Origin of the sequence: Rhizobium sp. Root1203, from assembly GCF_001424945.1 — a bacterium.
Lineage (GTDB): Bacteria > Pseudomonadota > Alphaproteobacteria > Rhizobiales > Rhizobiaceae > Rhizobium.
Genome location: NZ_LMCW01000012.1, coordinates 1,086,720 through 1,110,892 on the forward strand (window position 1 = coordinate 1,086,720; position 24,173 = coordinate 1,110,892).

Sequence of the window (24,173 nt, forward strand, 5' to 3'; positions counted from 1 at the left end):
CTTTTTTTCCACGCGCCGGTAGCATGGCTCCATGTTCGAATCCTATCTCGACCGTTGGCGGCTGACCGTAGACGGTGATGCAATTACCACCCACTCGAGCCACCTCATGCCCGTTCTCTCGGACGGCAGGCCGGCAATGTTGAAGATCGCCCATGACGAGGCGGAAAGAGCTGGCGGCGCGGTGATGCAATGGTGGGACGGCGTCGGCGCTGCGAAGGTCTATGCCTGCGACGCCGACGCCGTATTGCTCGAACGAGCCGGGGGCCGCCGCTCGTTGCTTGCAATGGCTATGCACGGCGAAGACGACGAGGCAAGCCGCATCATCTGCGACACGGTTTCCAAGCTCCACGCTCCACGCAACAAGTCTCTGCCCGACCTCATTCCTCTCCGCCGCTGGTTCCGCGAGCTCGCACCGGCGGCGCGCGCCTATGGCGGAACGCTCCGCGATTGCTGTGCGATAGCCGAGGCTCTCCTTGCCGATCCCCGCGATCCGGTCGTTCTGCACGGTGACATTCATCACAGCAATATCCTGGATTTCGAGCGGCACGGCTGGCTGGCGATCGATCCCAAGGGGCTCTACGGCGAGCGCGGCTTCGACTACGCCAATACCTTTGCAAACGAGGACCTTTCCACTGTGACCGACCCCCGCCGTCTGCAACGGCAGTTGCCGATCGTGTCTCGGAACGCCGGCATCGAGCCAAGGCGCCTGCTGCAGTGGATCGTTGCCTATTCCGGCCTGTCGGCGGCCTGGTTCCTCGATGACGGATCGCTGAAAGCGGCCGAAAGTCCGCTTGCCGTCGCGCGCATCGCGCTCGCAGAACTTGAGCGGGCCTAGTTGGCTCCCTGCGTCAGGAGCGGAGCAGGCGTTTCGCGACGCGATTGCGGCAGGCAGTCAAATGCTGCCAACGTCGCCCTGACAGCGTCATCGATCGGCGTATGCGGCTCGCTGCCCAGCTCGGCGACCAGACGGTCATTGGTCATACGCAGCGGCTTCCGCCAGAGATAGCGCATCTCCTTCAGCTCGCGAAGGAAGGTCACGAAGGGGGCGGCGAGCGGAACCAGCCACCAGGGAAATGCCCGCACCCTTGCGTCGCCGCCGACAACCCGATTGATCGCCGCGGCCATCTGGCTGCCGTCGGCGTCCCAGAAACCGTCCATGTGATAGACGGCAAAAGCCGGAAGTCGATCGCCACGCTCGACCAGGCGGACCATGGTTTCCGCCACGTCCGGCAGGTAGGCCCATTGATGTCCCACGCCGCGGCGTGCGGGGTTCCTGATTGTCTTCAGCGGCTTGCCGGGGACGATCATGCCCTGTGAAAACCAGCTGTTGGCAGCAGTCGGACCGAAAAAATCCCCGGCGCGAACGATGATCACCGATACGCCTGCACGCGAAGCCACCTCGAGGCGCCTTTCCATCTCGACCCGGATCGCCCCCTTTTTTGTCACCGGATTTTGCGGGCTGTCCTCGCGAAGCGTGGGAAACGAATCCGGCCCGAAATTGTAGAGAGTGCCCGGCAGCACGACACGAGCGCCGACGGCACCGGCAGCGGCAATCGCGTTGTCGAGCATCGGCAGCACCAGCTTTTCCCAATCCCGGTATCCCGGAGGATTGACCGCATGGACAATCACGCTCACACCGTCGGCGGCCTTCATCACATCCGTTGCGCTCATGGCGTCGCCCTGTATCCATTCGAAGCGCGGCTCGCTCGCCCTCCCCTTGGCGGCATTGCGATTGAGCGCCCGTATCTGCCAGCCGCACGCCAGAAGCCTGCGGGCGACTTCGCCGCCGATGCCGCCGGTTGCGCCAAGGATAAGTGCGATCTTCTGTGTCTGCTCAGTCATGATGGCCTCCGTCAATTCGATGACCGGACTATGCGCGCATTCCATGATAAACGAAATTGACGAATTTCGTGCAGCCGCTATACATAATTTTATGAGCGAGGAACCGAACTGGGATTTCTATCGAACCATGCTGGCCGTGCTGCAGTATGGTTCGCTTTCAGCCGCCGCGCGTGAACGGGGGCTGACGCAGCCCACAATCGGCCGTCATATCGATGCCCTCGAAGAGCGCATCGGTTCAAAGCTCTTCGTCCGATCCTCGAACGGCCTGCTGCCGACCGACGCTGCGCTCCAACTTCGGCCCTTTGCAGAGACATTGGCAGCGACATCAGCCGCCCTCCTGCGCGCGGCGTCGGGTCACCGGCAGCGCGTTGCAGGGACCGTCCGCATCAGCGCCAGCGAGATCATTGGCGTGGAGGTGCTGCCTCCTATCCTCTCACCGCTGATGGACACATATCCGGAGCTGCGCATCGAGCTGTCGGCCTCCGATACGATCGAAGACCTCCTCAACCGCGAGGCGGATGTCGCCGTGCGGATGGCCGAGCCGACGCAGGATGCCCTGATCGTGCGCCGGATCGGCGATATTCCGCTCGGCATGCATGCACACAGTCGCTATCTCGAAAAGGCAGGCATGCCGCGGACGCTTGCCGACCTCGCGACCCATCGGCTCATCGGCTTCGATCGCCAGACGGCCTATATCAGGACGATGATGAAGCGCTTTCCCATGCCTGAGGGCCTCGACTTCGCATTCAAGGCTGACAAGCCGCTTGCGCAACTTTCGGCAATTCGCGCTGGCCTGGGCATCGGCATCTGCCAGATAGGCATCGCGGCACGCGATCCGGACCTCGTGCATCTTCTGCCGGAGGCCTTCGAAATACCGCTCGGCACCTGGGTCGTGATGCACGAGGGTATCAAGACAGCGTCGCGCTACCGCGTCGTCTTCGATGCGCTTGTGGCGGGCCTTGCGAGCTATGTGAGGGAAAAACCGCGCAACCGCGCAGGCTGATCGATCGTCAATCGACAGAGGGGACGATCAGGCGCGCGGCGAAGCGTCGGCAGAACGGACAATCCGGTGTCCATCGACCACTTCGGTCTCCGGCCGATCGCCGCCTTCGGCATATTCCTCGTGCCATTTGCCCCTGTCGTCCTGCCAGCTGATCTCGGCGGAATCGCCGCCCACCTGCTGTTCGGCCGCAACGATGCGGGCTGCCTCAAGCGCTTCGGAATGCGTCGGGAATGCTTCGGAATAGACATCTCCCAGCCGGTAGGCCCAGCCCCCGTCATGCGGGACGACTTCGTAGACCACCTTGACCATGCATCTCACTCCTCTTCTTCTTGTTCCGCGCCCGAATGCAGACCGAATTGAATCCGGTTTCGCCGCGGGGCCGCTTGGCAAGATACGAGAGGCGCCGCGATATGCTTCCGGCTGACCGAGACGCCAGTATTCCATTAAATGCGCAAGACTGCAAACATGGTCGGCCGCGCGCTCACTTGATATGTAAAATCATCGCCTTAGACTTCAGATATGAATCAAAGTGGGAGCCGCACCTTGGGGATTGCATCACGCCTGAAGGACGAAAAATACATGGCAGCGGCGCTCGTCGTCGGCGTGATCGCCTATGCCGCCGAGCATGACGTCATGCAAATGGGTCAGGGCGCGGCGTTGATCGCAGCCGCCGCCCTCGTCGGCACCATCGTCCTGGCATCGATGCGCGTCGCACACCATGCGGAAATCCTCGCCGTCAAGGTCGGTGATCCCTACGGCACGATGATCCTGACGCTGTCGGCGGTCGCCGTCGAAGTCATCATCCTCGCAATCTTGATGACCGGCGAGAGCTCGTCGACGCTGGTGCGCGACACGATCTACGCGGCGCTGATGCTCGACATCAACGGAATTCTCGGTCTCGCCGCCCTGCTCGGCGGACTGAAGCACGGCGAACAGCCCTACAACGACAATTCGGGAAAGACCTATGGCGTGATGATCCTCACGGCCATCGGCATCTCCATGATCGTCCCCGAGTTCGTGCCTGATGACAAATGGCACTTTTACTCCGCGTTCACGATCGTTGCGATGATCGCGCTCTATGCACTCTTCCTGCGCATGCAGGTCGGCCAGCACAGCTACTTCTTCAGTTACAGCTATCCCCGCCACGAGCGCGCCAAGAACGCATCGGACGAGCACATCGCCGAGGATTCCACGATGGCATCGATCATTGCCATCCTCGTCGGCGTCGTCATTATCGGCGGGCTGGCCGAGATCATGTCCTCCTGGATGACCGCGGGCCTGAGGGGCACCGGCGCGCCGGTCGCCGTGACCGCTATCGTCGTTGCCGCGATCTCAGCCGCGCCTGAAATCATGACCGCGCTGCGTGCAGCACTGCGCAACCGGATGCAGGCAACGATCAACATAGCCATGGGCGCATCGCTCTCGACGGTCATCCTGACGGTTCCCGTCATGGAGGGGATAGCGCTTTACACGGGACAGCCATTCATCATGGCGATGTCCCCGGTTCAGACGGTCATGGTCGCCATCACCCTCATTGCAGCAGCAATCAACCTGAACGACGGTGAAACCAACGCAATAGAAGGGATGACGCACTTCATCCTCTTCGCGACCTTCATCATGCTGACAGCACTGGGGCTTTGAACTCCAGGCGACTTTAGTCCCAACCGACGAAAAACCCGCCGTTTCCGGCGGGTTCACATTGCGATACCAGATTTTAGAGATTACACGCAGCCGCCGCAGAAGCGCTGTATGCGCTTGCAGGCTTCCTCGAGCAGGGTCTCGGACGTTGCGTAGGAAATGCGGAAGTTCGGTCCGAGACCGAAGGCCGAGCCGTGAACCACGGCAACGCCTTCGCTTTCGAGCAGTTCCGAAACGAAGTCCTCATCGGTCTCGATGACCTTGCCCGACGGCGCCGTCTTGCCGATAAGGCCGGCGCAGGACGGATAGACGTAGAAGGCGCCTTCGGGCGACGGGCACGAGATGCCCTTGGCCTGGTTCAGCATCGAGACCACCAGATCACGACGGCCCTCGAAGATTTTCTTGTTCTCAGGAATGAAATCCTGCGTGCCGTTCAGCGCTTCGACGGCAGCCCACTGGGCAATCGAGGTCGCGCCGGAAGTCTGCTGACCCTGGATCATGTCCATCGCCTTGATGAGCGGCAGCGGCCCGGCTGCGTAACCGATGCGCCAACCGGTCATCGCGTAGGCCTTGGACACGCCGTTCATCGTCAGCGTGCGGTCATAGAGCTTCGGCTCGACTTCGACAGGCGTGACGAACTTGAAGTCGCCATAGGTCAGGTGCTCGTACATGTCGTCCGTCAGGATCCAGACATGCGGATGCTTGAGCAGCACATCGGTCAGCGCCTTGAGCTCTGCATGCGTATAGGCAGCGCCCGACGGGTTTGAAGGCGAGTTGAAGATGAACCACTTCGTCTTCGGCGTGATCGCCTTGTCGAGATCGGCGGGCTGGAGCTTGAAGTTGTTTTCCTGCGTCGCCGAGACGACGACGGGCGTGCCGCCGCAAAGGGCGACCATCTCCGGGTAGGACACCCAGTACGGTGCCGGGATGACGACTTCATCGCCAGGATTCAACGTCGCCATGAAGGCGTTGAAAAGAATCTGCTTTCCGCCGGTACCGACGATCGTCTGCTCCCAGGAATAGTCGAGCCCGTTCTCGCGCTTGAACTTCGCGGCGATCGCCTTGCGCAATTCGGGGATACCGGAAACCGGCGTGTACTTCGTCTCGCCGCGATTGATCGCGTCGATGGCGGCGAGCTTGATATTTTCCGGCGTATCGAAGTCCGGCTCACCGGCACCAAGGCCGATCACATCGCGCCCTTTGGCTTTCAGCTCGCGCGCTTTCTGGGAAACGGCGATGGTGGCTGAAGGCTTCACACGGGAAAGAGCATCGGCAAGAAAGGCCATGATATCGGTCCTATACGGTTGAATTGGGCAGAAAGCCGGGACCGGATCTCTGCGCTAAGCTCTATGTCCAATGTGAGCAGGCATTTCAAGCGCAAAGGCGTGATGAAGCCAATGATTCTTCGTGATCGATTGCCCGTCGCTGCAGCCGATTCGCAGCGCGCGCGTTTCGACGGCATGAATCGGTTTGCGAAGACCTTGAATCGATCTCTGAACACAGGTCGATTTACGCCTTGAAATCAAAACCTTCGCAAAATTCCGGCTTTGCCACGAATTCGCCGCAACAAATACCGTGGCACGCCGCAATTCAGACGTGAGCCCGCCGAGATCGAAGCCGCATTTTGGTGCATCCGAAATTGGTTATCGAGGGCATACCATGTTTCTGGAAGACGAATTTGCCGTGAGACGCCTGCGCGCCAGTCGCCTTTCCCTGTCATTGCTGGTTGTGTTTGTCGCCTTTGCCGCCTCCGCTTTCATGATGTTCGGGCTGGTAACGGCTGCCAACGCCGACGAGCGCCAGCAGAAGAGCGACCAGCTCGCCGGCCTCGTGCGACAGAACGACGTCAACAGCGGCTCGCTGCTTTTCCCCACCAGGGAGCCCGGCTTCTTCGTCGAGGCACCGCGCCTGAAGACCGATGTCCAGATGGACGTGTCCGGTCCCGTCGCGCACGCCGAGCTTGCGGCAACGAGGATGGCCACCGCCCCGACGCCGAAAGCTGCCAGCCTGATCGCGCAGAAGTCCGCCACGGTGATACTGCCGCAAACGGCAACCCGCGCCGACGAACAGATCATGCGTGGATTGACCGCCCTGTTGTCGGCAATCGCGGCGGCGAGCGGACTGGCTGTCTGGCGGCGCCGAGTGCGCGGCGTCTTTGTGGGAGCAAAACGCAATGAGCGCTAGGCGGAGCAAGGGCATGGGGTATGGCGAGGTGGACGACTTCGGCCCCCTGCCGACCTATCTCGAACTCGCCATGGCGACGGCTGCTGCAACAGCCTATGACGTATCTGAGGCAAAGCAGGCCCGCTCTATCCTCCCCCGGTTCTCCGCTGTCGAAAAAGCGATCGCCATCAGCATCGCAATCCTGGCGCTTTACGGAGCCATCCTGATCGGCGACGGGCTCTACATCAAGGCGAAGGCCGAGTTGTCGCAGTTCCTGCTCAAAAGAGCGTTCGCTGCCGAATTGCGCGGGGAAGATGCCAAACCATGGCCCTGGGCCGACTTCACCACCGAGGCAGAGATCAGCGCTCCCCGCCTCGGAAAGCATGCGATCGTTTTGTCGGGAGCTTCCGGCGAAGCACTCGCCTTCGGGCCGGCATGGCTCACCAGCACCCCGCAGCCGGGCGAAGAGGGCACGTCGGTCATCGCCGCGCATCGCGACACACACTTTCGCTGGTTGAAAGACGTGCAGCCGGACGACGAAATCGAAGTCACCCGGCGGGACGGAAAGGTGTTGACGTTCAAGACAGGCAAAGGCCGCGTGGTTCCTTGGGACCAGAGCGGCATCGATCCCGCAGCACATGGCCGGCACCTTGTCCTGGCGACCTGCTGGCCATTCGGTGCAAAGGAACGCGGACCGCTTCGCTACATCGTGGAGGCCGAACTCGTCGACACCGCGGCGACCGGCGCGCTCCCTTCGACAAACACAAACCCGTTATCCAGGGTTCAGTAGGGGTTGAAGCCCACACCGCGCCGCGCCACGTTGTTCCAGACGAGAGACAGGATGGCAGATGAAGCGACTTCGGAAAATTGAGTTCGGCATGATATTCGTGGCAACGGCCGCCATCTCCGTTCAGGTATCTGCCGCCGATATCGTTCAGACCAAGAAGGTGGAAGTTCAGGTCGAGACGATTTCCGACGGGCTTGAACATCCCTGGGCCGTCGCAATCCTCCCGGATGGCGCCTATCTCGTGACCGAGAGGCCCGGCCGGATGCGCATCATCCGTGACGGCAAGCTTTCCGAACCGATCTCCGGCGTTCCTGAGGTCAGGCACCGGGGACAGGGCGGATTGATGGACGTCGAGCTCGCCCCGGATTTCGCAACAAGCCGAACGGTCTACTTCACCGCCGCTACCGCCAACAAGAACGGCTCAGGCACGGAGGCTTTCCGCGCATCGCTTTCGGCGGACGGAAAGACCCTTGAGAACGTCAAGTCGATCTTTGCGATGAGGCGCTTCACGAGCGGCAACATCCAGTACGGCTCGCGCATCGCGGTTGCCAGGGACGGCTCCCTCTTCATCAGCATTGGCGACCGCGGCGATCGCGACCGGTCGCAGGACTGGCAGGACGACGCCGGAGCAATCGTTCACATCAACGCCGACGGCAGTGTACCGAATGACAATCCCTTCAAGGACGGCGGCAAGGCGCTTCCGGAGATCTGGTCGAAAGGCCACCGAAATCCGCAAGGCATCGCTTTCGATACCGCCGACGGCAAACTCTACACCGTCGAGCACGGCGCCCGGGGTGGCGACGAGATCAACCATATTGAACCCGGCAAGAACTACGGCTGGCCCGTCATCACCTACGGCCGCGACTATTCCGGCGCGGAAATCGGCGAAGGCACGGCCAAGGAAGGCCTCGAACAACCTCTCTACTACTGGGATCCCTCGATCGCCCCCGGCGGCCTCGCCATCTACCACGGCAAGATGTTTCCCGAGTGGGACGGCGACTTCCTCGTTGCCGCATTGAAATTCCAGTTGCTCTCGCGCATGCAGCGCGACAGCGTGGGTGCCTTCGTGGCAGAGGAACGCATGTTCGACGGCTCATACGGTCGAATGCGGGATGTCGTGGTGGCGCCCGATGGGGCCCTGTTGATTGTGACCGATGAGGACAACGGGGCACTCCTGCGTGTCTCGCGGGCGCCGGACGGCAACGGCTGAATGCGGCTGGAGACTGTGCCGCAAGGCCTTGCGGATCGCGCACGTCAGGTCCGGCCAGCGTCATCGATCGCGCACAGCCTGAAACCGCGGTGTTTTTCGCCCTTGCCCATCTGAAAGGCAACTGCTAACGCTCCAGCACACTGCCACCCACTCCCCACATCGAGGATGAAATGACGCGCGTTCAGGCGAATCTCCTTCTGTTGCTTGCTGCTGCCATATGGGGCGGCGGTTTCGTCGCGCAGTCGACGGCAATGAAGGCGATCGGCCCCTTCTGGTTCATCGGCCTGCGCTTCGCGGTCGCGACCGTTGCGGTTTTGCCCTTCATGCTGCTCGAAGGCCGCAGGGCAAGCACAAAGACGACGCCTCGCCACTTAAAACTCTACCTGTTGACGGGCCTTGCGCTGTTTGGCGGCGCTGCGACCCAGCAGCTTGGGTTGCAGACGACAACGGTGACGAACTCAAGCTTCATCACCGGCCTGTACGTCGTCTTCGTCCCGCTGATCGCCGTCGTCTTTCTGCGCCGGTCTCCGCACTGGATCGTCTGGCCCGGCGCACTGATGGCGGTCACCGGCATCTTTCTTCTCTCGGGGGGGCAACTGTCGGCCCTGTCGCAAGGTGATCTGCTCACGGTCGTCTGCGCCATCTTCTGGGCAGGACAGATCACGCTGGCCGGCATTGCCGTATCGGAGAACGGCCGGGCGCTTTCTCTCGCCAACGCCCAGTTCGCCATCACCGCGGTCTGCGCACTTCTCGTGGCGATCGTGACCGAACCGATTACCTGGACAGCCGTCCGGTCTGCGGCCCCTGAGATCCTCTATGTGGGGCTCTTCTCGTCGGGGGTAGCTTTCTCGCTTCAGATCATCGGCCAGCGCTACACCACATCGTCGCAGGCGGCGATCTTCCTGTCCTCGGAAGCTCTTTTCGGCGCCTCGCTCGGCGCCCTGCTTCTCAACGAGACGATTCCGCCGATCGGCTATGCCGGCTGCGCCCTGATGTTCCTGGCGATGCTTCTGGTTGAAATCGTACCTGAGATAACCCGCCGCCGCACCTCGAACAGGCTGGAAACGAGCCAAAATCTCGGATGACGGCAAAAATATAAAAAAATCTCTAATATCCAATTGGTCGCGCCAGCGTTGCATCTTTGGGAAAATCTGCTCCTAAACTATATTGCCGACGATACAAAACGTTAATCAGCGCTTGCTTATGAGCGATTTTTTTCGCGAGAGGCAAATTGAGCCGCCGGAGCGCGTTCGCCGGGCCGCTCCACAAGAAAACTTTTGCTTGCCAAAATTTAATAATCGCAGCACTCTCATGGCGTTCGGGCATTTTGCGAGCATGGGAAGTCCTTGATAATGTGCGCGCCGGAGACGCTAATATTCCGGTCTGTTGGTTCCGATAAATCGGGCAGAAGTCCCGTGGCAAACCGACAGAGTAAGAGGGGACCTTTTTCTCACATTTCAATAATTGCCTGCTAGCGCCTCCGAGAGGGGGCAATATCAGTGATGCTGCCCGTGTGGATGGCGGGCAGAGATAAAAGGACCTGACGCATGGCCGAGACTGGCACTGTAAAATTCTTCAATACCGACAAAGGCTTCGGCTTCATCAAGCCGGATCGTGGCGGCGCTGACATCTTCGTTCACATTTCAGCCGTTCAGGCTTCGGGTCTTGCCGGACTGACGGAAAACCAAAAGGTAAGTTTCGACACGGAGCCGGATCGCCGTGGCAAGGGCCCCAAGGCTGTCAACCTGCAGATTTCGGGCTGATACTCCAGCCCGGGCTGACACCCTTAGCCACAGCTATCAATTCGAGTTGAAGCCCGGCAGGAATGCCGGGTTTTGTTGTTCAGCCTGTATTCACGTGCCCGCCCTTACCTTGACATCATCAAGGTGCAAGACCGCCTATCAGTTGAACAGGACAGGACATGATGAATAGCCTCGCCAAAACCCTCTTTCTGACGGCAACCGCTGCTGCCATCACCTTCTCGTCGATCGGCGCGGCATCTGCTGACGATTGGCGCTACCGCCATCATCACAACAACAACAACGATGCGCTCGTAGGCGGTGCAGTCGGTCTTGCGACCGGCCTGATCGTTGGCTCGGCTATTGCCAACGCTCCGCGCTACGACGAACCACGCTACATCGACCCGCCGGTCTACGAGTACGACGATGCACCTGTCTATCGCGCTCCGCCGCCGCGCTATTATCGCCCGGTACCGGTCCGCGCCTCGGTCGAACCCTGGACCCCGCAGTGGGAACGGTTTTGCTCCTATCGCTATCGCTCGTTCGACCCGCGGAGCGGCACCTTCATCGGCAATGACGGCCGCAGCCACTTCTGCGTCGCGAACTGATCGCAACGTCTATCGACAAATACAGGGGCGCCGCTTTTTAGCGGCGCTTTTGTTTTGAGCGAATCAGATGCCTTGAAGGTAGGGGTTGTTGCGCCGCTCGTCGCCGATTCGACTGCCGGGACCATGGCCGCAAATGAAGCCGACATCGTCACCCAAAGGCAGCACTTTCTCGCGAATGGAATCCAGGAGCTGCTGGTGGTTGCCGCCCGGCAGATCGGTGCGTCCGATCGAGCCGTTGAAAAGCACGTCGCCCAGGTGAGCAAAGTTCTGTGCACGATTGAAATAGATGACATGGCCGGGCGCATGGCCGGGCGTATGGTACACTTCGAATGCGTGTTCGCCGAAGGATACCGAATCGCCGTCCTTCAGCCAGCGATCAGGCACAACGTTCTGCATGCCCGCCGGCAGGCCATATTTCTGCGATTGAGCTTCGATGCGCGCCAGCAGTGGAAGATCGTCCTCATGCGGCCCGACGATTTCGACGCCCAATGCTTCCTTAAGCTCCTTGGCGCCGCCTGCATGATCGAGATGGCCGTGCGTGAGCCAGATCGCCTTTATCGCCAGATCGTTCTCCCTGACTGCCTGCAGGATGACCGGCACGTCCCCGCCGGGATCAACCACAACGCCCTCCTTCGTTTCGGGATCGAACAGGATCGTGCAGTTTTGCTGGAACGCGGTTACCGGAATAATACCGGCCTGGAGCATGCTCATGAGTGCCTCGCTTCGTCTTTCTGAGGGAAAGGTATAGTCCGGAATCGGAGCCTGCACAGCCGCCATTTTGCAAGCTCTGCGTCCGTCCCCCATGACGAGAGACCGCCGGATCACGAAAAATCATAACGATGAAACCCATGGTGATATGGGGTGCCGATTTAAATGATGAGCGGAGCCACTCCCCTCACCCAAAGGTGGGAAATTTCGGAACCTCGTGCCAGGCAGGACGTTACCAGCCCAGAAAGAAGGAGAACCAAGATGACCTTGAAGCGAGAACTTTTCCTGGCTGGCGCGATCGTCGCGGGAACCGCGGGCTTCGCTCACGCGGAAATGGCGGCGACGGCCATCAACGATCTGACCATCCATACCGGCCCGGGCACGCAGTACCCTTCGGTCGGCGTTGCCACACGCGGATCGCAAACCATTCTCGACGGCTGCATTCAGGATAGCCGCTGGTGCCGTGTCGACGTAAACGGCGTTCGTGGCTGGGTCTATGCACAATATCTCCAGATGGACCAGGGTGGCGATACGGTGATTGTCCAGGACCACCGGGACGATCTTGGCGTTCCCGTCGTAACCTATGAGACGACGGCCAGCGTCGATGCCGAACCCGCGCCCGGTGACGAGTTGCTTGGCCCCGTCGGCTCGGTGGAAGCAATCGACCCTCCCGAGATGGTAACCACCTATATCGAGACCAATCCGGGTCGGACGGTCGAAATCCGCGGCGATGTGGTTGTCGGCGCCCAGGTTCCCGGCGACGTGACGTTCCAGGAGATTCCCGACTACCAGTATCGCTATGCGCGCATCAACGACCGTCCGGTACTGGTCGATCCGGGCAGCCGGCGCATCGTTTATGTCTATCAATAGCAGTAGAATCGAATGATTGCGGGGCGGCCTTGGGGCCGCCTTTCGCATGTGAATGCAGGCAGAAAATTTTCACGTATGGGTTGCTATCCATTTCGCTTCCGCCTTTCCTATGCTAAAATACTGATATTCAGACGATATCCCTGTTCCTATCGGACGCCGGATCGACTGTATGACTGGCCGTCCCGTTGGAGATGGCGCAGTCGGCGCTGCGTTTGAGGAAACGCGAAGGAGGGAAATCATGGAAGCCTTACTACCACTCATTACACAAGTGATCGCGGGCGCGGTCGGCGGCAATCTCGCAAGCGGCGCCCTGAAGCAAGTGGCTATCAGCACTGTGGCCAGAACGATCGCCGGCGCGATCGGCGGGATCGGCGGCGGCATCCTGTTGACCATGTTCGGCGGCGAAGCCCAGTTGACCGGGTTGATCGCCGACGGCATCGGCGGCCTGATCGGCGGCGGCATTCTGTCGACGATCGTCGGCGCCGTTGTGGCCAAGGCAAGATAGCACCAGCGAATGATAAACGGCCGGCTGCCTCTCTGGAAACCGGCCGCAACATCAAAAGGCGTCGTTATCCGGCCACAGTAGCCGGATGAACCTCGTTGACGTAATCGTTCATCAGTGTCTCGGAGATCGTCGAGGGCGTGAACCTGTAGGGACCGATTTCGGAGACGGGCGTCACTTCCGCCGCAGATCCGGTCAGGAAACACTCGCTGAAGCTTGAAAGCTCTTCAGGTAAGATAACGCGTTCGACGACGTCAATCCCTCGACGCTTGGCGAGCTCGATGACGGTTTGCCGGGTGATCCCGTTGAGGAAGCAATCCGGCGTCGGCGTATGGAGAACCCCGTCCTTCACGAAGAAGATGTTTGCGCCGGTCGCCTCTGCAACCTGGCCGCGATAGTCGAGCATCATTGCATCGGCGTAGCCCTTGGCTTCGGCAGCGTGCTTGGAAATGGTGCAGATCATGTAGAGCCCCGCTGCCTTGGATGCGCATGGTGCCGTTTTTGGATCGGGACGTCGGTACTCGGCAATGTCGAGACGGATTCCCTTGAGTTTTTCAGCCGGATTGAAATAGCTGCCCCACTGCCAGATGGCGATCGCCACGTTGATGCGGTTCGATTGTGCCGAAATGCCCATCATCTCGCTGCCACGCCAGGCGATCGGGCGGACGTAGGCCTCCGAAAAGCCCTGGCGCTTCAACAGCTCGACCGTTGCCGCATCCAGTTCGGCAACGGAAAAAGGAACCTTGAAACCCAGGATTTCCGCCGACCTGTGCAGACGTTCGTTGTGCTGCGTCAGCTTGAAGACCTTGCCGCCATAGGCGCGTTCGCCCTCAAAGACGGCGCTTGCGTAATGGAGGCCATGCGTCAGCACGTGGATCTTTGCATCCTTCCACGGAACGAACTCGCCGTTGAACCAGATTTCGCCATCCAGCTGATCGAAAGGAACTGAAGCCATCCTGTCCTCCTTGGCGCGCCGACGCCATGCCTGTTGATTGTTATCCCAAATACGTTCTATCCACTGAAGTAGGGGAAATTGCGCGTTATATTGGGAGTTTCGCGAAGGCGGGTCGGGTTTTCGGTGGAAACAGCGATATCGTCGGCTTCGCAAAGCGTGGGAAGGCTAACGACGACGTAAAAATATGTCAATAAAGCTGACGTATTTTTTCGGATCGTTCCCGAAGGACGCCGAATAAGAAAGGAAATGCCAAATTGGCACGACAGACCAGCCCGAAAGCCGGCAAGCCGGAACCGCTGAAGATGCCGATGGAAAACACGGACACCATCGACTTCGACATCATCGAGCTGCTGTTCTTTTCCTATCGTGACTTCGTTTCCGACCCCGATGCCATTCTGTCTGAAAGCGGCTTCGGGCGCGCGCATCACCGCGTGGTGCATTTTGTTAACCGCAACCCCGGCATGACCGTTGCCGATCTTCTGGATACGTTGAAGATTACCAAACAGAGTCTCGCACGGGTACTCAAACAACTCATCGATTCGGGGTATATCAGACAGCTTGCGGGGCCTGAGGACAGACGGCAGCGCAAACTCTATCCGACGAAGACAGGGCGCGAACTTGCCTTTGCACTGGCAGAGCCGCAATCGCGCCGTATTGAGAGAGCATTCGACGGAGCTTCTCCGGAAATACGGGAAGGCGTGAAAGCCTTTCTGAGAGGCATGCGGAACAGACAAAACGCGAAAGCAGACTGAATGGCGGCAAAAACAGTGATTTCGGACGATGCGGCGCACTTGCTCGTGGTGGACGATGACACGCGCATTCGCGCGCTGCTAAACCGCTACCTGACCGAGAACGGTTTTCGGGTAACGGCGGCAGCCGACGGCGCCGAAGCCCGACGCAAGCTTGCGGGCCTCGACTTCGATCTCATCATCATGGACGTGATGATGCCGGGCGAATCCGGGATCGATGTCACCAAAGGCCTGCGCACGATCAAAAGCGTGCCGATCATCATGCTGACGGCACTTGCGGAATCGGGCAGCCGTATCGCCGGTTTGGAGGCTGGAGCCGACGATTACCTTCCCAAGCCTTTCGACCCGCGCGAGCTCGTCCTGCGGATCAACAACATCCTGCGGCGCAATGCCTCGAACGACGCGCCGAAGATCGAGCAGGTGATGTTCGGCCCCTACACCTTCTCGCTGACCCGCAAGGAACTGAAGAAGGCTTCCGAAGTCGTACGTCTCACCGACCGGGAGCAGGAAATCATGCTGCTGTTCGCCAAACGCGCGGGCGATACCATTCCGCGTCACGAGCTGATCGGAAGCGACGTGGATGTCGGCGAGCGAACGATAGACGTGCAGATCAACCGCCTGCGTCGGAAAATCGAGGACGACCCCGCAAATCCGGTCTGGCTCCAGACGGTTCGTGGTATAGGATATCGGCTGAGCATCGATTGAGGACCCAACGTCAGGACCGGCGATCTAGATGGTGACATTCGATTCCCTGCGGCGCGAGGACCGCTCGCCTGCCTACGGATGGCGGTGGCTTGGCCGCTGGCTGCGCCGGCAGCTGCCGAAGGGCCTCTATGTCCGTTCGCTTCTCATCATCATCATTCCGATGGTGCTTCTGCAATCCGTCGTCGCCGGACTTTTCATGGAACGGCACTGGCAGATGGTCACGCAGCGGCTCTCGATGGCGGTGACCCGCGATATTGCGGCGATCATTCAAATGATCGAGACCTATCCCCAGGATACAGACTACAGCGAAGCGACGCGCATCGCCCGCGACCAGCTGGGCCTGCAGATATCGATCGAACAGGACGGCGAACTCCCTCCACCGCGCATCAAGCCGTTCTTCTCGATCCTGGATGGCATTTTGAGCGATGAGATCAGCGATCAGATCAAGCGCCCGTTCTGGATCGATACCGTAGGTGACTCCAACCTTGTGGAAATCCGGGTAAAGCTCAAGGACAAGATACTGCGCGTGCTCGCCAGACGCAGCCAGACCTACGCCTCCAACACCCATATCTTCATCGTGTGGATGGTCGGAGCATCGCTTGTGCTGATCACCATCTCCATTCTCTTCCTTCGGGGCCAGATCCGCCCGATCCAGACGCTGGCCGCCGCCGCCGAGAGCTTCGGCAAGGGTCAGAAGGCCGACAACTTCTATCCGCGCGGCGCAGATGAAGTCCGCCGCGCCGGTCTCGCTTTTATTCTCATGCGCGAGCGTATCGAGCGCCAGATGGAGCAGCGCACCGCTATGCTGACCGGCGTCAGCCACGACCTGCGCACCATCCTCACCCGTTTCAAGCTGCAGCTTGCGCTGGCCGGCGATCATCCGGATTTGCATGGATTGAACGACGACGTCAACGACATGCAATCGATGCTGGAGGCCTACATGGCATTTGCCCGCAGCGAAGTCGAAGAGGACGTCGGCGAAGTGAAGCTCAGCGAGCTCTTCGAGAAACTCGAACCCGACTTCGCCTTGCACGGCAAGACGCTCACCTATGCGATCGAGGGCGACGACAGCGTTTCGGTCCGTCCGACCGCCTTCACCCGCTTGGTGACCAACCTCGCCTCCAACGCCCGTCGCTACGCCAACACGCTCAACATAGACGCGAAGCACAGCGCCAAATGGCTGACGATCGTCTTTGACGACGACGGCCCGGGAATTCCGGAGAAGAATCGCGAAGACGTCTTCAAGCCCTTCTTCCGGCTCGATGAGGCGCGCAACCTCGATGCATCGGGCACTGGTCTCGGCCTTGCAATCGCCCGCGATATCGCCCGCAGCCACGGCGGCAACGTCACGCTCGGCGATAGTCCGCAGGGCGGTTTGCGCGCAACAATCCGGCTGCCTGCGTGAGAGACATCGGATGACCATCACCGCAAATGACATGACGTGGCTCAATCCCCCGCCTTTCGTCGAGGAGCGCGACGGCACGCTGCATGTTCGCTCGGGCGACAAGACGGATTTCTGGCAGGGGACCTACTATGGCTTCCATCGCGACGACGGGCATTTCCTGCACCGTTCCCGACGTGGCGATTTCACCGCCGAACTCTGCTTCTCTGGGCGCTACGAGGCATTGTACGATCAGGCAGGCATGATGGTGCGTGCCGACGCCAAGCACTGGATGAAATGCGGCATCGAATATACGGATGGAGCCAGACATTTCAGCGTCGTCGTAACCAACGGCAATTCCGATTGGTCGGCTTTCCGCGTCGATCATGATTTCGAACGGATGTCCGTGCGCGTGACACGCAACCGCGATGCCCTCTTCGTCCAGTACAAAACGGATCGCATGGCGGAATGGCAAATGGCCCGCCTCGCCTGGTTCGACCCGGCCTTCGAGGAGTTGTCGGTCGGCCCCGCTTTTTGCTCACCGCAGCGGGCGGGCTTCGAAGCCGCATTCCACGACTACGTCCTCACAAATCCACTTTCCCGAGATATCCACTGATCTCGCCGGCACGCGCCGATACCGTTGGCACTCGCCGATCCCGTCTGTCCACAGATCACATCAGCTTCTTGCCGTTCGGCACTGGCTTGTCGGTCGCGGCAAGCACGATGGCGCCCGCTTCGTCCTCGAAGCCGAGCGTCAGAACTTCGGACCGGAAGGGGCCGATCTGGCGCGGCGGAAAGTTGACGACGCCGAGAACCTGACGGCCGACAAGACCCTCCAGCGTATAGTGGACGGTAATCTGCGCCGACGAATTCTTGACGCCGATCTCGGGTCCGAAGTCGATCAGCAGCTTGATCGCGGGCTTGCGTGCCTCGGGAAAGGGTGTGGCCTCGATGATCGTGCCAACGCGAATGTCGACGCGCTCGAAATCGGCATAGGTGATTTCTTCGGTCATGACAGCACCTCAGCCGGCAAGTTCTTCGGCGCGCTTGCGCGCGGCCGCAAGCGCCTTGTCGAACAGCGGCTGCATCGCGTCCTCGGCCATCAGCACCGAAAGGGCTGCCGCCGTCGTGCCGCCAGGAGACGTCACGTTCTGGCGAAGGCGCGCAGCGTCGTCGGGGGACTGATGCATGAGTTCACCAGCCCCCGCGACCGTTTCCCGTGCGAGGCGCATGGCAAGGTCCGCCTGCAGGCCGAGTTTGCGGCCTGCTTCTGCCATGCACTCGACGAGATAAAATACATAGGCCGGACCGCTGCCGGACAGCGCCGTAACCGCATCGATATCGGCTTCGTCAGGCACCCACTCGACAGGACCCGATACGCGCAAAAGCGCGTGGACATGGTCGCGCTGCGTTGGCGTGACGCGCGCGTTGGCAAAGGCACCGGTCACGCCACGCCCGACCATCGCAGGCGTGTTCGGCATGGCGCGAACCATCGCGGCCTCGCCGAGATGCTTTTCGAGAAACCCGAGCGTCTTGCCGGCAGCAACCGACACGACCACCGTCGCGGCACCGACCGCACTCTTGACCAGGGGAAGCACGGCTTCCATCACCTGCGGCTTGACGGCAAGAAACAGCACGCCCGCCGTCAGATCGGAAGGAGCAGCCGTCACATGTGTCGCGCCTGCGGCCTTGATGATGTCCATCATCTGGGCCGAGGGACCTGGATCAACGACGACGACAGAAGCCCCCGGGACACCGCTCTTCAGCCAGCCGGAAAGCATCGCGCCTCCCATGTTGCCGGCACCGACAAGAACGATTGGGCCCGAAGACGAAAGCTCTGACGACATTTTACGCTTCGCCCACTGTTTCAAACAGAACGGCTTCCATAGCGCGGTTGGCTTCCATGCCCGACCAGATCACGAACTGGAAAGCCTGATAATAGGCTTCGCAGGTGTCGAGTGCGCTGGCGAGGAGCACTTCGACCTGCCGATTCGTCGGTTCGGCACCGCCGGCAAGCAGGAGAGACTGCCGGAAGATTATCACATCTTCCTGGCGCCAGACATCGAAGTGTCCCATCAACACCTGGCCGTTGATCGCTGCAAGAAGTCTCGTGACCTCATTCATCCGCTGTTCCGGCACCTTGATGTCGAAGGCGCAGCCGAGATGCAGTGCTTCAAACTCTTCCATCCAGGAAAAGGAGACGTGGTAGTCCGTCCACTTGCCTTCGACCGTCATCGCGATCTCGTCGTCGCCGGACCGCTCGAAAGCCCAGTCGTTGTTGGCGGCGACGTACTCGATCATATCGACCGGGTTCGACTGACGCTCGACTTCCAATTCCATGAGGCTCATGCAGCACCTTCTTGACCGGAGTGAATGCGTAACGACTTTGTCCAACGAGACACAGAAGAACACACACAGCTACCCGGAAACCACCAACCCAGATGATCGTTGAACCGCTTACCAGACTTACGCAGTGAACCTGCCCGGAGCTTACCAACTGCTTCGAATCATCATTTAAAATCAGTGTATAACGCACCCGGTGGCATGCCAGCCCCCAAAGGCCGGTTTTCCGAAACGCCACTGTGGAAAGGTGATTGGATTTGCTTTCAGAAGGGGGATTAAGCGACTCTGCGAATTGGCTTTTTTGGCAGTGTCCACAGGTGGATAACTGCACCGGCTTTTTTGGCCGAAGCCGCGGCGTGTCTCATAAAGGCCACACCGCCGCCTGTCTCAAAACGAGATTACTTGCCTTTTGCGGCCAGTTTCGCTTCCAGCGCCGCAACACGCGCCAAAAGGGCTTCGTTTTCGTCGCGCGCCTTGATCGCCATTTCGCGCACGGCCTCGAACTCCTCGCGCTTGACGATGTCCATGCTGTTCAGCCAGCGCTCGGCCTGCGCGTTGAACGCGGTCTCGATTTCCTTGCGCACACCCTGGGCAGCGCCGGCGGCATCGGTCATCAGCTTGGCGAACTCGTCCATGATGCGGTTTGCTCCAGTCGTCATGGCGGTCTTCTCCCTTGTAAATGAACAGGTTCGGCCTCCGCGGCCTATGAGGATGAGGTAGGGCTTCGCCATTGAGGATGCAAGCGCTTTGCTCTGGATAAGCACCCCTTGCAATACGGATCACTAACAATCGACTTGACCCTCTGCGGGCGTAGCGCCATGTTCCGCCGACATCAACGGATGGGAACACCTTGCCGATAGCTGCCAACCTCCTGGCCATCATGCCTTTCCCGGATATCGATCCGATCGCGTTTTCGATCGGTCCCCTGGCCATTCATTGGTACGGTCTCGCCTATGTCACCGGCATCATGCTCGGATGGTATTATGCGCGTTTGATCGCCGGCAACGACACACTCTGGCCCGGCAACCGCTCGCCGATCTCGAAAACACAGCTTGACGACTTCATCGTCTGGGTGGCGCTCGGGATCGTGCTTGGTGGGCGCATCGGCTACATCCTTTTCTACGATCTTCCCTCGGTGATCGAGAGCCCGATCCGCGCGATCCAGATCTGGAACGGCGGCATGTCCTTTCACGGCGGACTGGCAGGCACGACCATTGCGATGATCATCTTCGCGCGGCGCAACGGCATTCCGTTGTGGAGCCTTTTCGATATCGTCTCGGCCGTCGTTCCGATCGGCCTTTTCTGCGGCCGCATCGCCAATTTCATCAATGGGGAGCTCTGGGGCCGGCTGACGGATGTACCCTGGGCGATTGTGTTCCCGACGGGCGGCCCCTTTGCCCGCCACCCGAGCCAGCTCTACGAAGCCGGTCTCGAGGGCATCGTGCTCCTCCTCGTCCTTGCCCTGTTGATCTATGCGTTGCGCGCCTTGAAGACACCCGGCTTTGTCACCGGCGTGTTTGTGTGCGGCTACGCCCTGTCGCGTATTTTCGTTGAATTCTTCCGCGAACCGGATGCCCAGCTTGGCTACCTTCTCGGCACCGGCTGGTTGACGATGGGGATGGTCCTCTCGTCTCCCATGCTTCTACTTGGCGTCTGGGCCATGATCCGTGCCCGCCGGCAGGCTGCCCTGCAGCACTGATCTCGGCTGTTGGAGGAGGAGAACCATGACCACCGCACTCGGTGAGAAGATCAAGGCGATCATCCGGGCGAATGGACCGATCAGCGTGACGGATTTCTTTTCGCTCTGCCTCGCCGATCCCGAATACGGCTACTACCGCACCCGTGAACCGTTCGGCAGTTCCGGTGACTTCGTGACCGCGCCGGAAGTCAGCCAGCTATTCGGTGAAATGATCGGCGTCTTCATCGTCCATGCCTGGCAACGCCACGGCACGCCGGCAGACGTCAGGCTTGTGGAGATCGGACCCGGACGCGGCACGATGATGGCCGACATGCTGCGCGTCATCTCTCGCCTCGCGCCGCCCCTCTTCGAAAACATGACGGCGCATCTCGTGGAAACCAGCGAACGCCTGCGCGACATCCAGCAGGAAACCCTGGCGGATCATTCCGGCAAGATCGAGTGGCACACTGATTTCGGCGAGGTGCCACCCGGCTTTACGCTGATTGCCGCCAACGAGCTCTTCGACGCCATCCCCATCCGGCAGTTCGTGAAGACAGCGGCCGGTTTCAGGGAGCGCATGGTCGGCCTCGACGCCGATGACGAGCTGGCATTTGGGGCCGGGATCGCGGGCATCGACCCTGCCCTGCTGCCGGAAGGGGCTCAGTCCATGCCGTCAGGCACCCTGTTTGAGATTTCTCCTGCCCGGCAGTCGGTGATGCTCGCCATCGCAGAGAGGCTCAAGCGTTTTGACGGGACGGCACTCGCAATCGACTATGGTCATCTGGTCACCGGCTTCGGCGATACACTCCAGGCTGTTCGCATGCATGAGTTCGATCCGGCACTGGCCCATCCGGGCGAAGCCGACCTGACCAGCCACGTCGATTTCCAGGCGCTGGCGGAAACAGCCGCTTCGGCAGGCCTGCATATCAACGGGGCGCTCCACCAGGGAGATTTCCTGGTCGGGCTCGGCATTCTTGACCGAGCCGCCGCGCTCGGCCGCGATCGCGAGCCGCGCACACAGCAGATCATCCAGGCCGCCGTCGATCGGCTTGCTGGCGAAGGAGAGGGAAAAATGGGGGAACTGTTCAAGGCAATGGCTGTCTCTCATCCCGCCATCGCCCTCATGCCCTTCCGCCCCGTGGATTGACAGAGCGCGCGCGGCTGGGCCAACATCCGGCGCAAGGAAAGACGCTTCGCCGGACAAGACGGAATAGACAGAGCGAAAGCCAAATCTTGGAATTGCTGATGACACATGCGCCATCCCCGGCACCGATCCAGAGCGAGCTGCTGAACCAGGCGACAGGCGGCGCAATCGTTCATGGCTATTTCACCCGGCAGGGAGGCGTTTCCGATGGCATCTATCGCGGCCTCAATGTTGGCCTCGGATCGAACGACAACCGCGAGAGGGTGCAGGAAAACCGGCGGCGCGTGGCAAGCTGGTTCGCGCTGCCGCTGGAACGCCTGGCGACCGTGCATCAGGTTCACTCGCCCGATGTCGTCGTCGTCGATGCCGACTACGACGGTTCCCGTCCGGCGGCAGATGCGTTGGTAACGGCAACGCCGGGCATCGCTCTCGGTGTTCTGGCTGCCGATTGCGGGCCGATCCTGTTCGCCGATCCGGAAATGAGCGTCATCGGCGCAGCCCATGCCGGCTGGAAGGGTGCGCTCACCGGCGTGCTGGAGAACACGATCGATGCGATGGAGAAGCTGGGCGCCAGACGGGAGGCGATCGTCGCCTGCCTCGGTCCGTCGATCAGCCGACGGAGTTACGAAGTCGGCCCCGAATTCGTCGACCGTTTTGTCAGCCAGAACAAGGCATACGACCAATATTTCACTGCGTCGCCGAAGGCTGGGCATGCGATGTTCGACCTTCCCGCACTCACGGTCGACCGGCTGCGCGCCGCAGGCGTTCGAGCGGAAAGCCTGGGGCTCTGCACCTACCCCGATAGCGAGCGTTTCTTCTCCTATCGGCGCACCACGCATAGGCAGGAGCCGGACTACGGCCGGCAGATTTCTGCGATTGCCATTAGGGAGATTTGAGCGGTATGGCCCTGCACTTCGAGAAGCCCGAATTTGCCAGCCGCCTCGCGCGCCTGACGGAAAAGATGCTGGAAGAAAAGCTCGACGCTGTCCTGCTCTTCGCCCAGGAGAGCATGTACTGGCTCACCGGCTACGATACCTTCGGCTACTGTTTCTTCCAGACACTGGTGGTCAAATCGGACGGTACGATGGCGCTCATCACGCGCTCGGCCGATCTGCGCCAGGCCAGGCAGACGTCGATCCTGGAGAACATTCACATCTGGGTCGACAGGGTGAACGCCGACCCGACGGTCGATCTCAAGAACCTGCTGGTCGAAATGGACCTGCTGGGTGCCCGTATTGGCATCGAATACGACACGCACGGCATGACCGGCCGTATCGCCCGCCTGCTCGACGCGCAGCTCGCGGCGTTCGGCCAGATCGTCGACGCATCCTACCTCGTCAGCCGCCTGCGTCTGATCAAAAGCACCGCTGAAATGGCATATGTCGAACGCGCGGCGGCACTGGCCGACGACGCGCTCGATGCTGCCATCGCGCTCACCAATCCCGGCGCCGACGAGGCCGACATTCTCGCAGCCATGCAGGGCGCGGTATTTGTCGGCGGCGGCGACTACCCCGCCAACGAGTTCATCATCGGCTCCGCGCAGGATGCTTTGCTCTGCCGCTACAAGGCCGGACGGAGGAAGCTCGATGCCAACGACCAGCTGACGCTAGAATGGGCGGGCGCCTATGCGCACTACCACGCGGCGATGATGCGCACGATCGTCGTCGGCGAACCGGCCTATCGTCATCGCGAGCTCTATAACGCCTGCCTCGAAACCATCCAGGCGATCGAAACCGTCCTGAAGCCGGGCAACACGTTCGGCGACGTCTTCGACATGCACTCCAAGATCATGGACGAACGTGGGCTTGCCAGGCATCGCCTCAATGCCTGTGGCTACTCGCTTGGCGCGCGCTTCTCGCCATCGTGGATGGAGCACCAGATGTTCCACGTCGGGAACCCTCAGCCCATCGAGGCCGATATGTCGCTCTTCGTCCACATGATTATCATGGACTCCGATACGGGAACGGCAATGACACTTGGCCAGACCTATCGGACGACCGAGGGAGCGCCACGATCGCTTTCCCGACATCCGTTGGACTTCCTCAACGCGTGACGTAAAGCGTCAAAGCCAGCAATCCGCAATTGACACAGACCAGCCCCGACCGTCATAAAGTTTGCCGGGGCTGGCACGCGCATGAGGGAAGGACG

At 60.5% G+C, this 24,173-nt stretch carries 27 protein-coding genes and 1 pseudogene; 19 read left to right on the forward strand and 9 right to left on the reverse strand.

What is annotated here, in order from left to right; all coding sequences use genetic code 11:
* Positions 1-31: 31 nt before the first annotated feature.
* Positions 32-835 (forward strand): aminoglycoside phosphotransferase family protein, encoded by an 804-nt coding sequence (locus tag ASC97_RS16005; protein WP_057469263.1) that lies wholly within the window; start codon positions 32-34, stop codon positions 833-835.
* Here the strand turns inward: ASC97_RS16005 and ASC97_RS16010 are convergent.
* Positions 832-1,842, reverse strand: a complete 1,011-nt coding sequence (locus tag ASC97_RS16010) for an NAD(P)H-binding protein (RefSeq protein ID WP_057469264.1) — start codon at positions 1,840-1,842, stop codon at positions 832-834. The genes ASC97_RS16005 and ASC97_RS16010 overlap by 4 nt on opposite strands.
* 91 nt (positions 1,843-1,933) lie before the next feature.
* On the opposite strand from ASC97_RS16010, the gene ASC97_RS16015 reads away from it, so the two are divergent.
* Positions 1,934-2,845, forward strand: a complete 912-nt coding sequence (locus ASC97_RS16015) for a LysR family transcriptional regulator (RefSeq protein ID WP_057469397.1) — start codon at positions 1,934-1,936, stop codon at positions 2,843-2,845.
* Positions 2,846-2,872: 27 nt separating this feature from the next.
* Here ASC97_RS16015 and ASC97_RS16020 read toward each other — a convergent pair whose 3' ends face one another.
* Positions 2,873-3,154, reverse strand: a complete 282-nt coding sequence (locus ASC97_RS16020) for a DUF2188 domain-containing protein (protein WP_057469265.1) — start codon at positions 3,152-3,154, stop codon at positions 2,873-2,875.
* A 234-nt stretch (positions 3,155-3,388) separates the two neighbouring features.
* Here ASC97_RS16020 and ASC97_RS16025 point away from each other — a divergent pair, with 234 nt between their 5' ends.
* Positions 3,389-4,486, forward strand: coding sequence for a calcium:proton antiporter (locus ASC97_RS16025; protein ID WP_057469266.1), 1,098 nt, complete (start codon positions 3,389-3,391; stop codon positions 4,484-4,486).
* An 80-nt stretch (positions 4,487-4,566) separates the two neighbouring features.
* Here ASC97_RS16025 and ASC97_RS16030 read toward each other — a convergent pair whose 3' ends face one another.
* The gene (locus ASC97_RS16030) at positions 4,567-5,769 is read right to left on the reverse strand and encodes a pyridoxal phosphate-dependent aminotransferase (RefSeq protein ID WP_057469267.1); all 1,203 of its coding nucleotides are present in this window, start codon (positions 5,767-5,769) and stop codon (positions 4,567-4,569) included.
* A 373-nt stretch (positions 5,770-6,142) separates the two neighbouring features.
* On the opposite strand from ASC97_RS16030, the pseudogene ASC97_RS33015 reads away from it, so the two are divergent.
* The 6 genes and pseudogenes from ASC97_RS33015 to ASC97_RS16060 all read left to right on the forward strand — a co-directional run.
* Positions 6,143-6,445: pseudogene (locus ASC97_RS33015) on the forward strand (marine proteobacterial sortase target protein); the annotation flags it as partial.
* Positions 6,446-6,656: 211 nt separating this feature from the next.
* Positions 6,657-7,436: a class GN sortase gene (locus ASC97_RS16040; RefSeq protein ID WP_057469269.1), complete on the forward strand. Its 780-nt coding sequence runs from the start codon at positions 6,657-6,659 to the stop codon at positions 7,434-7,436.
* Positions 7,437-7,494: 58 nt separating this feature from the next.
* Complete coding sequence (locus ASC97_RS16045) at positions 7,495-8,643, forward strand: PQQ-dependent sugar dehydrogenase (protein WP_057469270.1); 1,149 nt, start codon at positions 7,495-7,497, stop codon at positions 8,641-8,643.
* 170 nt (positions 8,644-8,813) lie between these two features.
* Entirely contained in the window at positions 8,814-9,728 is a 915-nt protein-coding gene (locus ASC97_RS16050) for a DMT family transporter (RefSeq protein ID WP_057469271.1), read from the forward strand.
* Between the two features lie 462 nt (positions 9,729-10,190).
* On the forward strand, positions 10,191-10,406 hold the full coding sequence (locus ASC97_RS16055) for a cold-shock protein (protein WP_003581120.1): 216 nt from the start codon (positions 10,191-10,193) through the stop codon (positions 10,404-10,406).
* A gap of 161 nt (positions 10,407-10,567) precedes the next feature.
* A complete protein-coding gene (locus tag ASC97_RS16060; protein WP_057469398.1) occupies positions 10,568-10,990 on the forward strand; it encodes a BA14K family protein in 423 nt (140 codons plus the stop codon).
* A gap of 63 nt (positions 10,991-11,053) precedes the next feature.
* On the opposite strand, the gene ASC97_RS16065 is transcribed toward ASC97_RS16060, so the two are convergent.
* Positions 11,054-11,701 (reverse strand): MBL fold metallo-hydrolase, encoded by a 648-nt coding sequence (locus tag ASC97_RS16065; protein ID WP_057469399.1) that lies wholly within the window; start codon positions 11,699-11,701, stop codon positions 11,054-11,056.
* 258 nt (positions 11,702-11,959) lie between these two features.
* On the opposite strand from ASC97_RS16065, the gene ASC97_RS16070 reads away from it, so the two are divergent.
* Positions 11,960-12,568 carry a DUF1236 domain-containing protein gene (locus ASC97_RS16070; RefSeq protein WP_057469272.1) on the forward strand — a complete coding sequence of 203 codons (609 nt, stop codon included), beginning with the start codon at positions 11,960-11,962 and terminating at the stop codon, positions 12,566-12,568.
* 238 nt (positions 12,569-12,806) lie between these two features.
* On the forward strand, positions 12,807-13,073 hold the full coding sequence (locus ASC97_RS16075; RefSeq protein ID WP_057469273.1) for a hypothetical protein: 267 nt from the start codon (positions 12,807-12,809) through the stop codon (positions 13,071-13,073).
* 64 nt (positions 13,074-13,137) lie between these two features.
* On the opposite strand, the gene ASC97_RS16080 is transcribed toward ASC97_RS16075, so the two are convergent.
* On the reverse strand, positions 13,138-14,025 hold the full coding sequence (locus ASC97_RS16080; RefSeq protein ID WP_057469274.1) for a branched-chain amino acid aminotransferase: 888 nt from the start codon (positions 14,023-14,025) through the stop codon (positions 13,138-13,140).
* A gap of 254 nt (positions 14,026-14,279) precedes the next feature.
* Between ASC97_RS16080 and ASC97_RS16085 the strand changes: the two genes are divergently transcribed.
* Genes ASC97_RS16085 through ASC97_RS16100 form a run of 4 tightly spaced genes read left to right on the forward strand, consistent with a single transcriptional unit; the run spans position 14,280 to position 17,476 of the window.
* Entirely contained in the window at positions 14,280-14,777 is a 498-nt protein-coding gene (locus ASC97_RS16085) for a MarR family winged helix-turn-helix transcriptional regulator (protein ID WP_057469275.1), read from the forward strand.
* On the forward strand, positions 14,778-15,479 hold the full coding sequence (locus tag ASC97_RS16090) for a response regulator (protein WP_037058606.1): 702 nt from the start codon (positions 14,778-14,780) through the stop codon (positions 15,477-15,479). It begins immediately after the preceding gene.
* Positions 15,480-15,507: 28 nt separating this feature from the next.
* Positions 15,508-16,884 (forward strand): ATP-binding protein, encoded by a 1,377-nt coding sequence (locus tag ASC97_RS16095; RefSeq protein WP_057469276.1) that lies wholly within the window; start codon positions 15,508-15,510, stop codon positions 16,882-16,884.
* Between the two features lie 10 nt (positions 16,885-16,894).
* Entirely contained in the window at positions 16,895-17,476 is a 582-nt protein-coding gene (locus ASC97_RS16100) for a DUF1349 domain-containing protein (RefSeq protein WP_057469277.1), read from the forward strand.
* A gap of 55 nt (positions 17,477-17,531) precedes the next feature.
* On the opposite strand, the gene ASC97_RS16105 is transcribed toward ASC97_RS16100, so the two are convergent.
* The 4 genes from ASC97_RS16105 to ASC97_RS16120 all read right to left on the reverse strand — a co-directional run bounded on the left by ASC97_RS16105 (position 17,532) and on the right by ASC97_RS16120 (position 19,862).
* A complete protein-coding gene (locus ASC97_RS16105; protein WP_057469278.1) occupies positions 17,532-17,873 on the reverse strand; it encodes a tRNA-binding protein in 342 nt (113 codons plus the stop codon).
* Between the two features lie 9 nt (positions 17,874-17,882).
* Positions 17,883-18,707, reverse strand: a complete 825-nt coding sequence (proC, locus tag ASC97_RS16110) for a pyrroline-5-carboxylate reductase (RefSeq protein WP_057469279.1) — start codon at positions 18,705-18,707, stop codon at positions 17,883-17,885.
* A gap of 1 nt (position 18,708) precedes the next feature.
* Entirely contained in the window at positions 18,709-19,209 is a 501-nt protein-coding gene (locus tag ASC97_RS16115; RefSeq protein WP_037058615.1) for a YbjN domain-containing protein, read from the reverse strand.
* Positions 19,210-19,601: 392 nt separating this feature from the next.
* Positions 19,602-19,862 (reverse strand): accessory factor UbiK family protein, encoded by a 261-nt coding sequence (locus tag ASC97_RS16120; protein ID WP_057469280.1) that lies wholly within the window; start codon positions 19,860-19,862, stop codon positions 19,602-19,604.
* A gap of 191 nt (positions 19,863-20,053) precedes the next feature.
* Between ASC97_RS16120 and lgt the strand changes: the two genes are divergently transcribed.
* From lgt to ASC97_RS16140, 4 genes are all read left to right on the forward strand, one after another.
* The gene (gene lgt / locus ASC97_RS16125) at positions 20,054-20,902 is read left to right on the forward strand and encodes a prolipoprotein diacylglyceryl transferase (RefSeq protein ID WP_057469281.1); all 849 of its coding nucleotides are present in this window, start codon (positions 20,054-20,056) and stop codon (positions 20,900-20,902) included.
* Between the two features lie 25 nt (positions 20,903-20,927).
* On the forward strand, positions 20,928-22,028 hold the full coding sequence (locus ASC97_RS16130; protein ID WP_057469282.1) for a class I SAM-dependent methyltransferase: 1,101 nt from the start codon (positions 20,928-20,930) through the stop codon (positions 22,026-22,028).
* 98 nt (positions 22,029-22,126) lie between these two features.
* The gene (gene pgeF / locus ASC97_RS16135; RefSeq protein WP_057469283.1) at positions 22,127-22,921 is read left to right on the forward strand and encodes a peptidoglycan editing factor PgeF; all 795 of its coding nucleotides are present in this window, start codon (positions 22,127-22,129) and stop codon (positions 22,919-22,921) included.
* 5 nt (positions 22,922-22,926) lie between these two features.
* Entirely contained in the window at positions 22,927-24,078 is a 1,152-nt protein-coding gene (locus ASC97_RS16140) for a M24 family metallopeptidase (protein ID WP_057469284.1), read from the forward strand.
* The last annotated feature ends 95 nt before the right edge of the window (positions 24,079-24,173 follow it).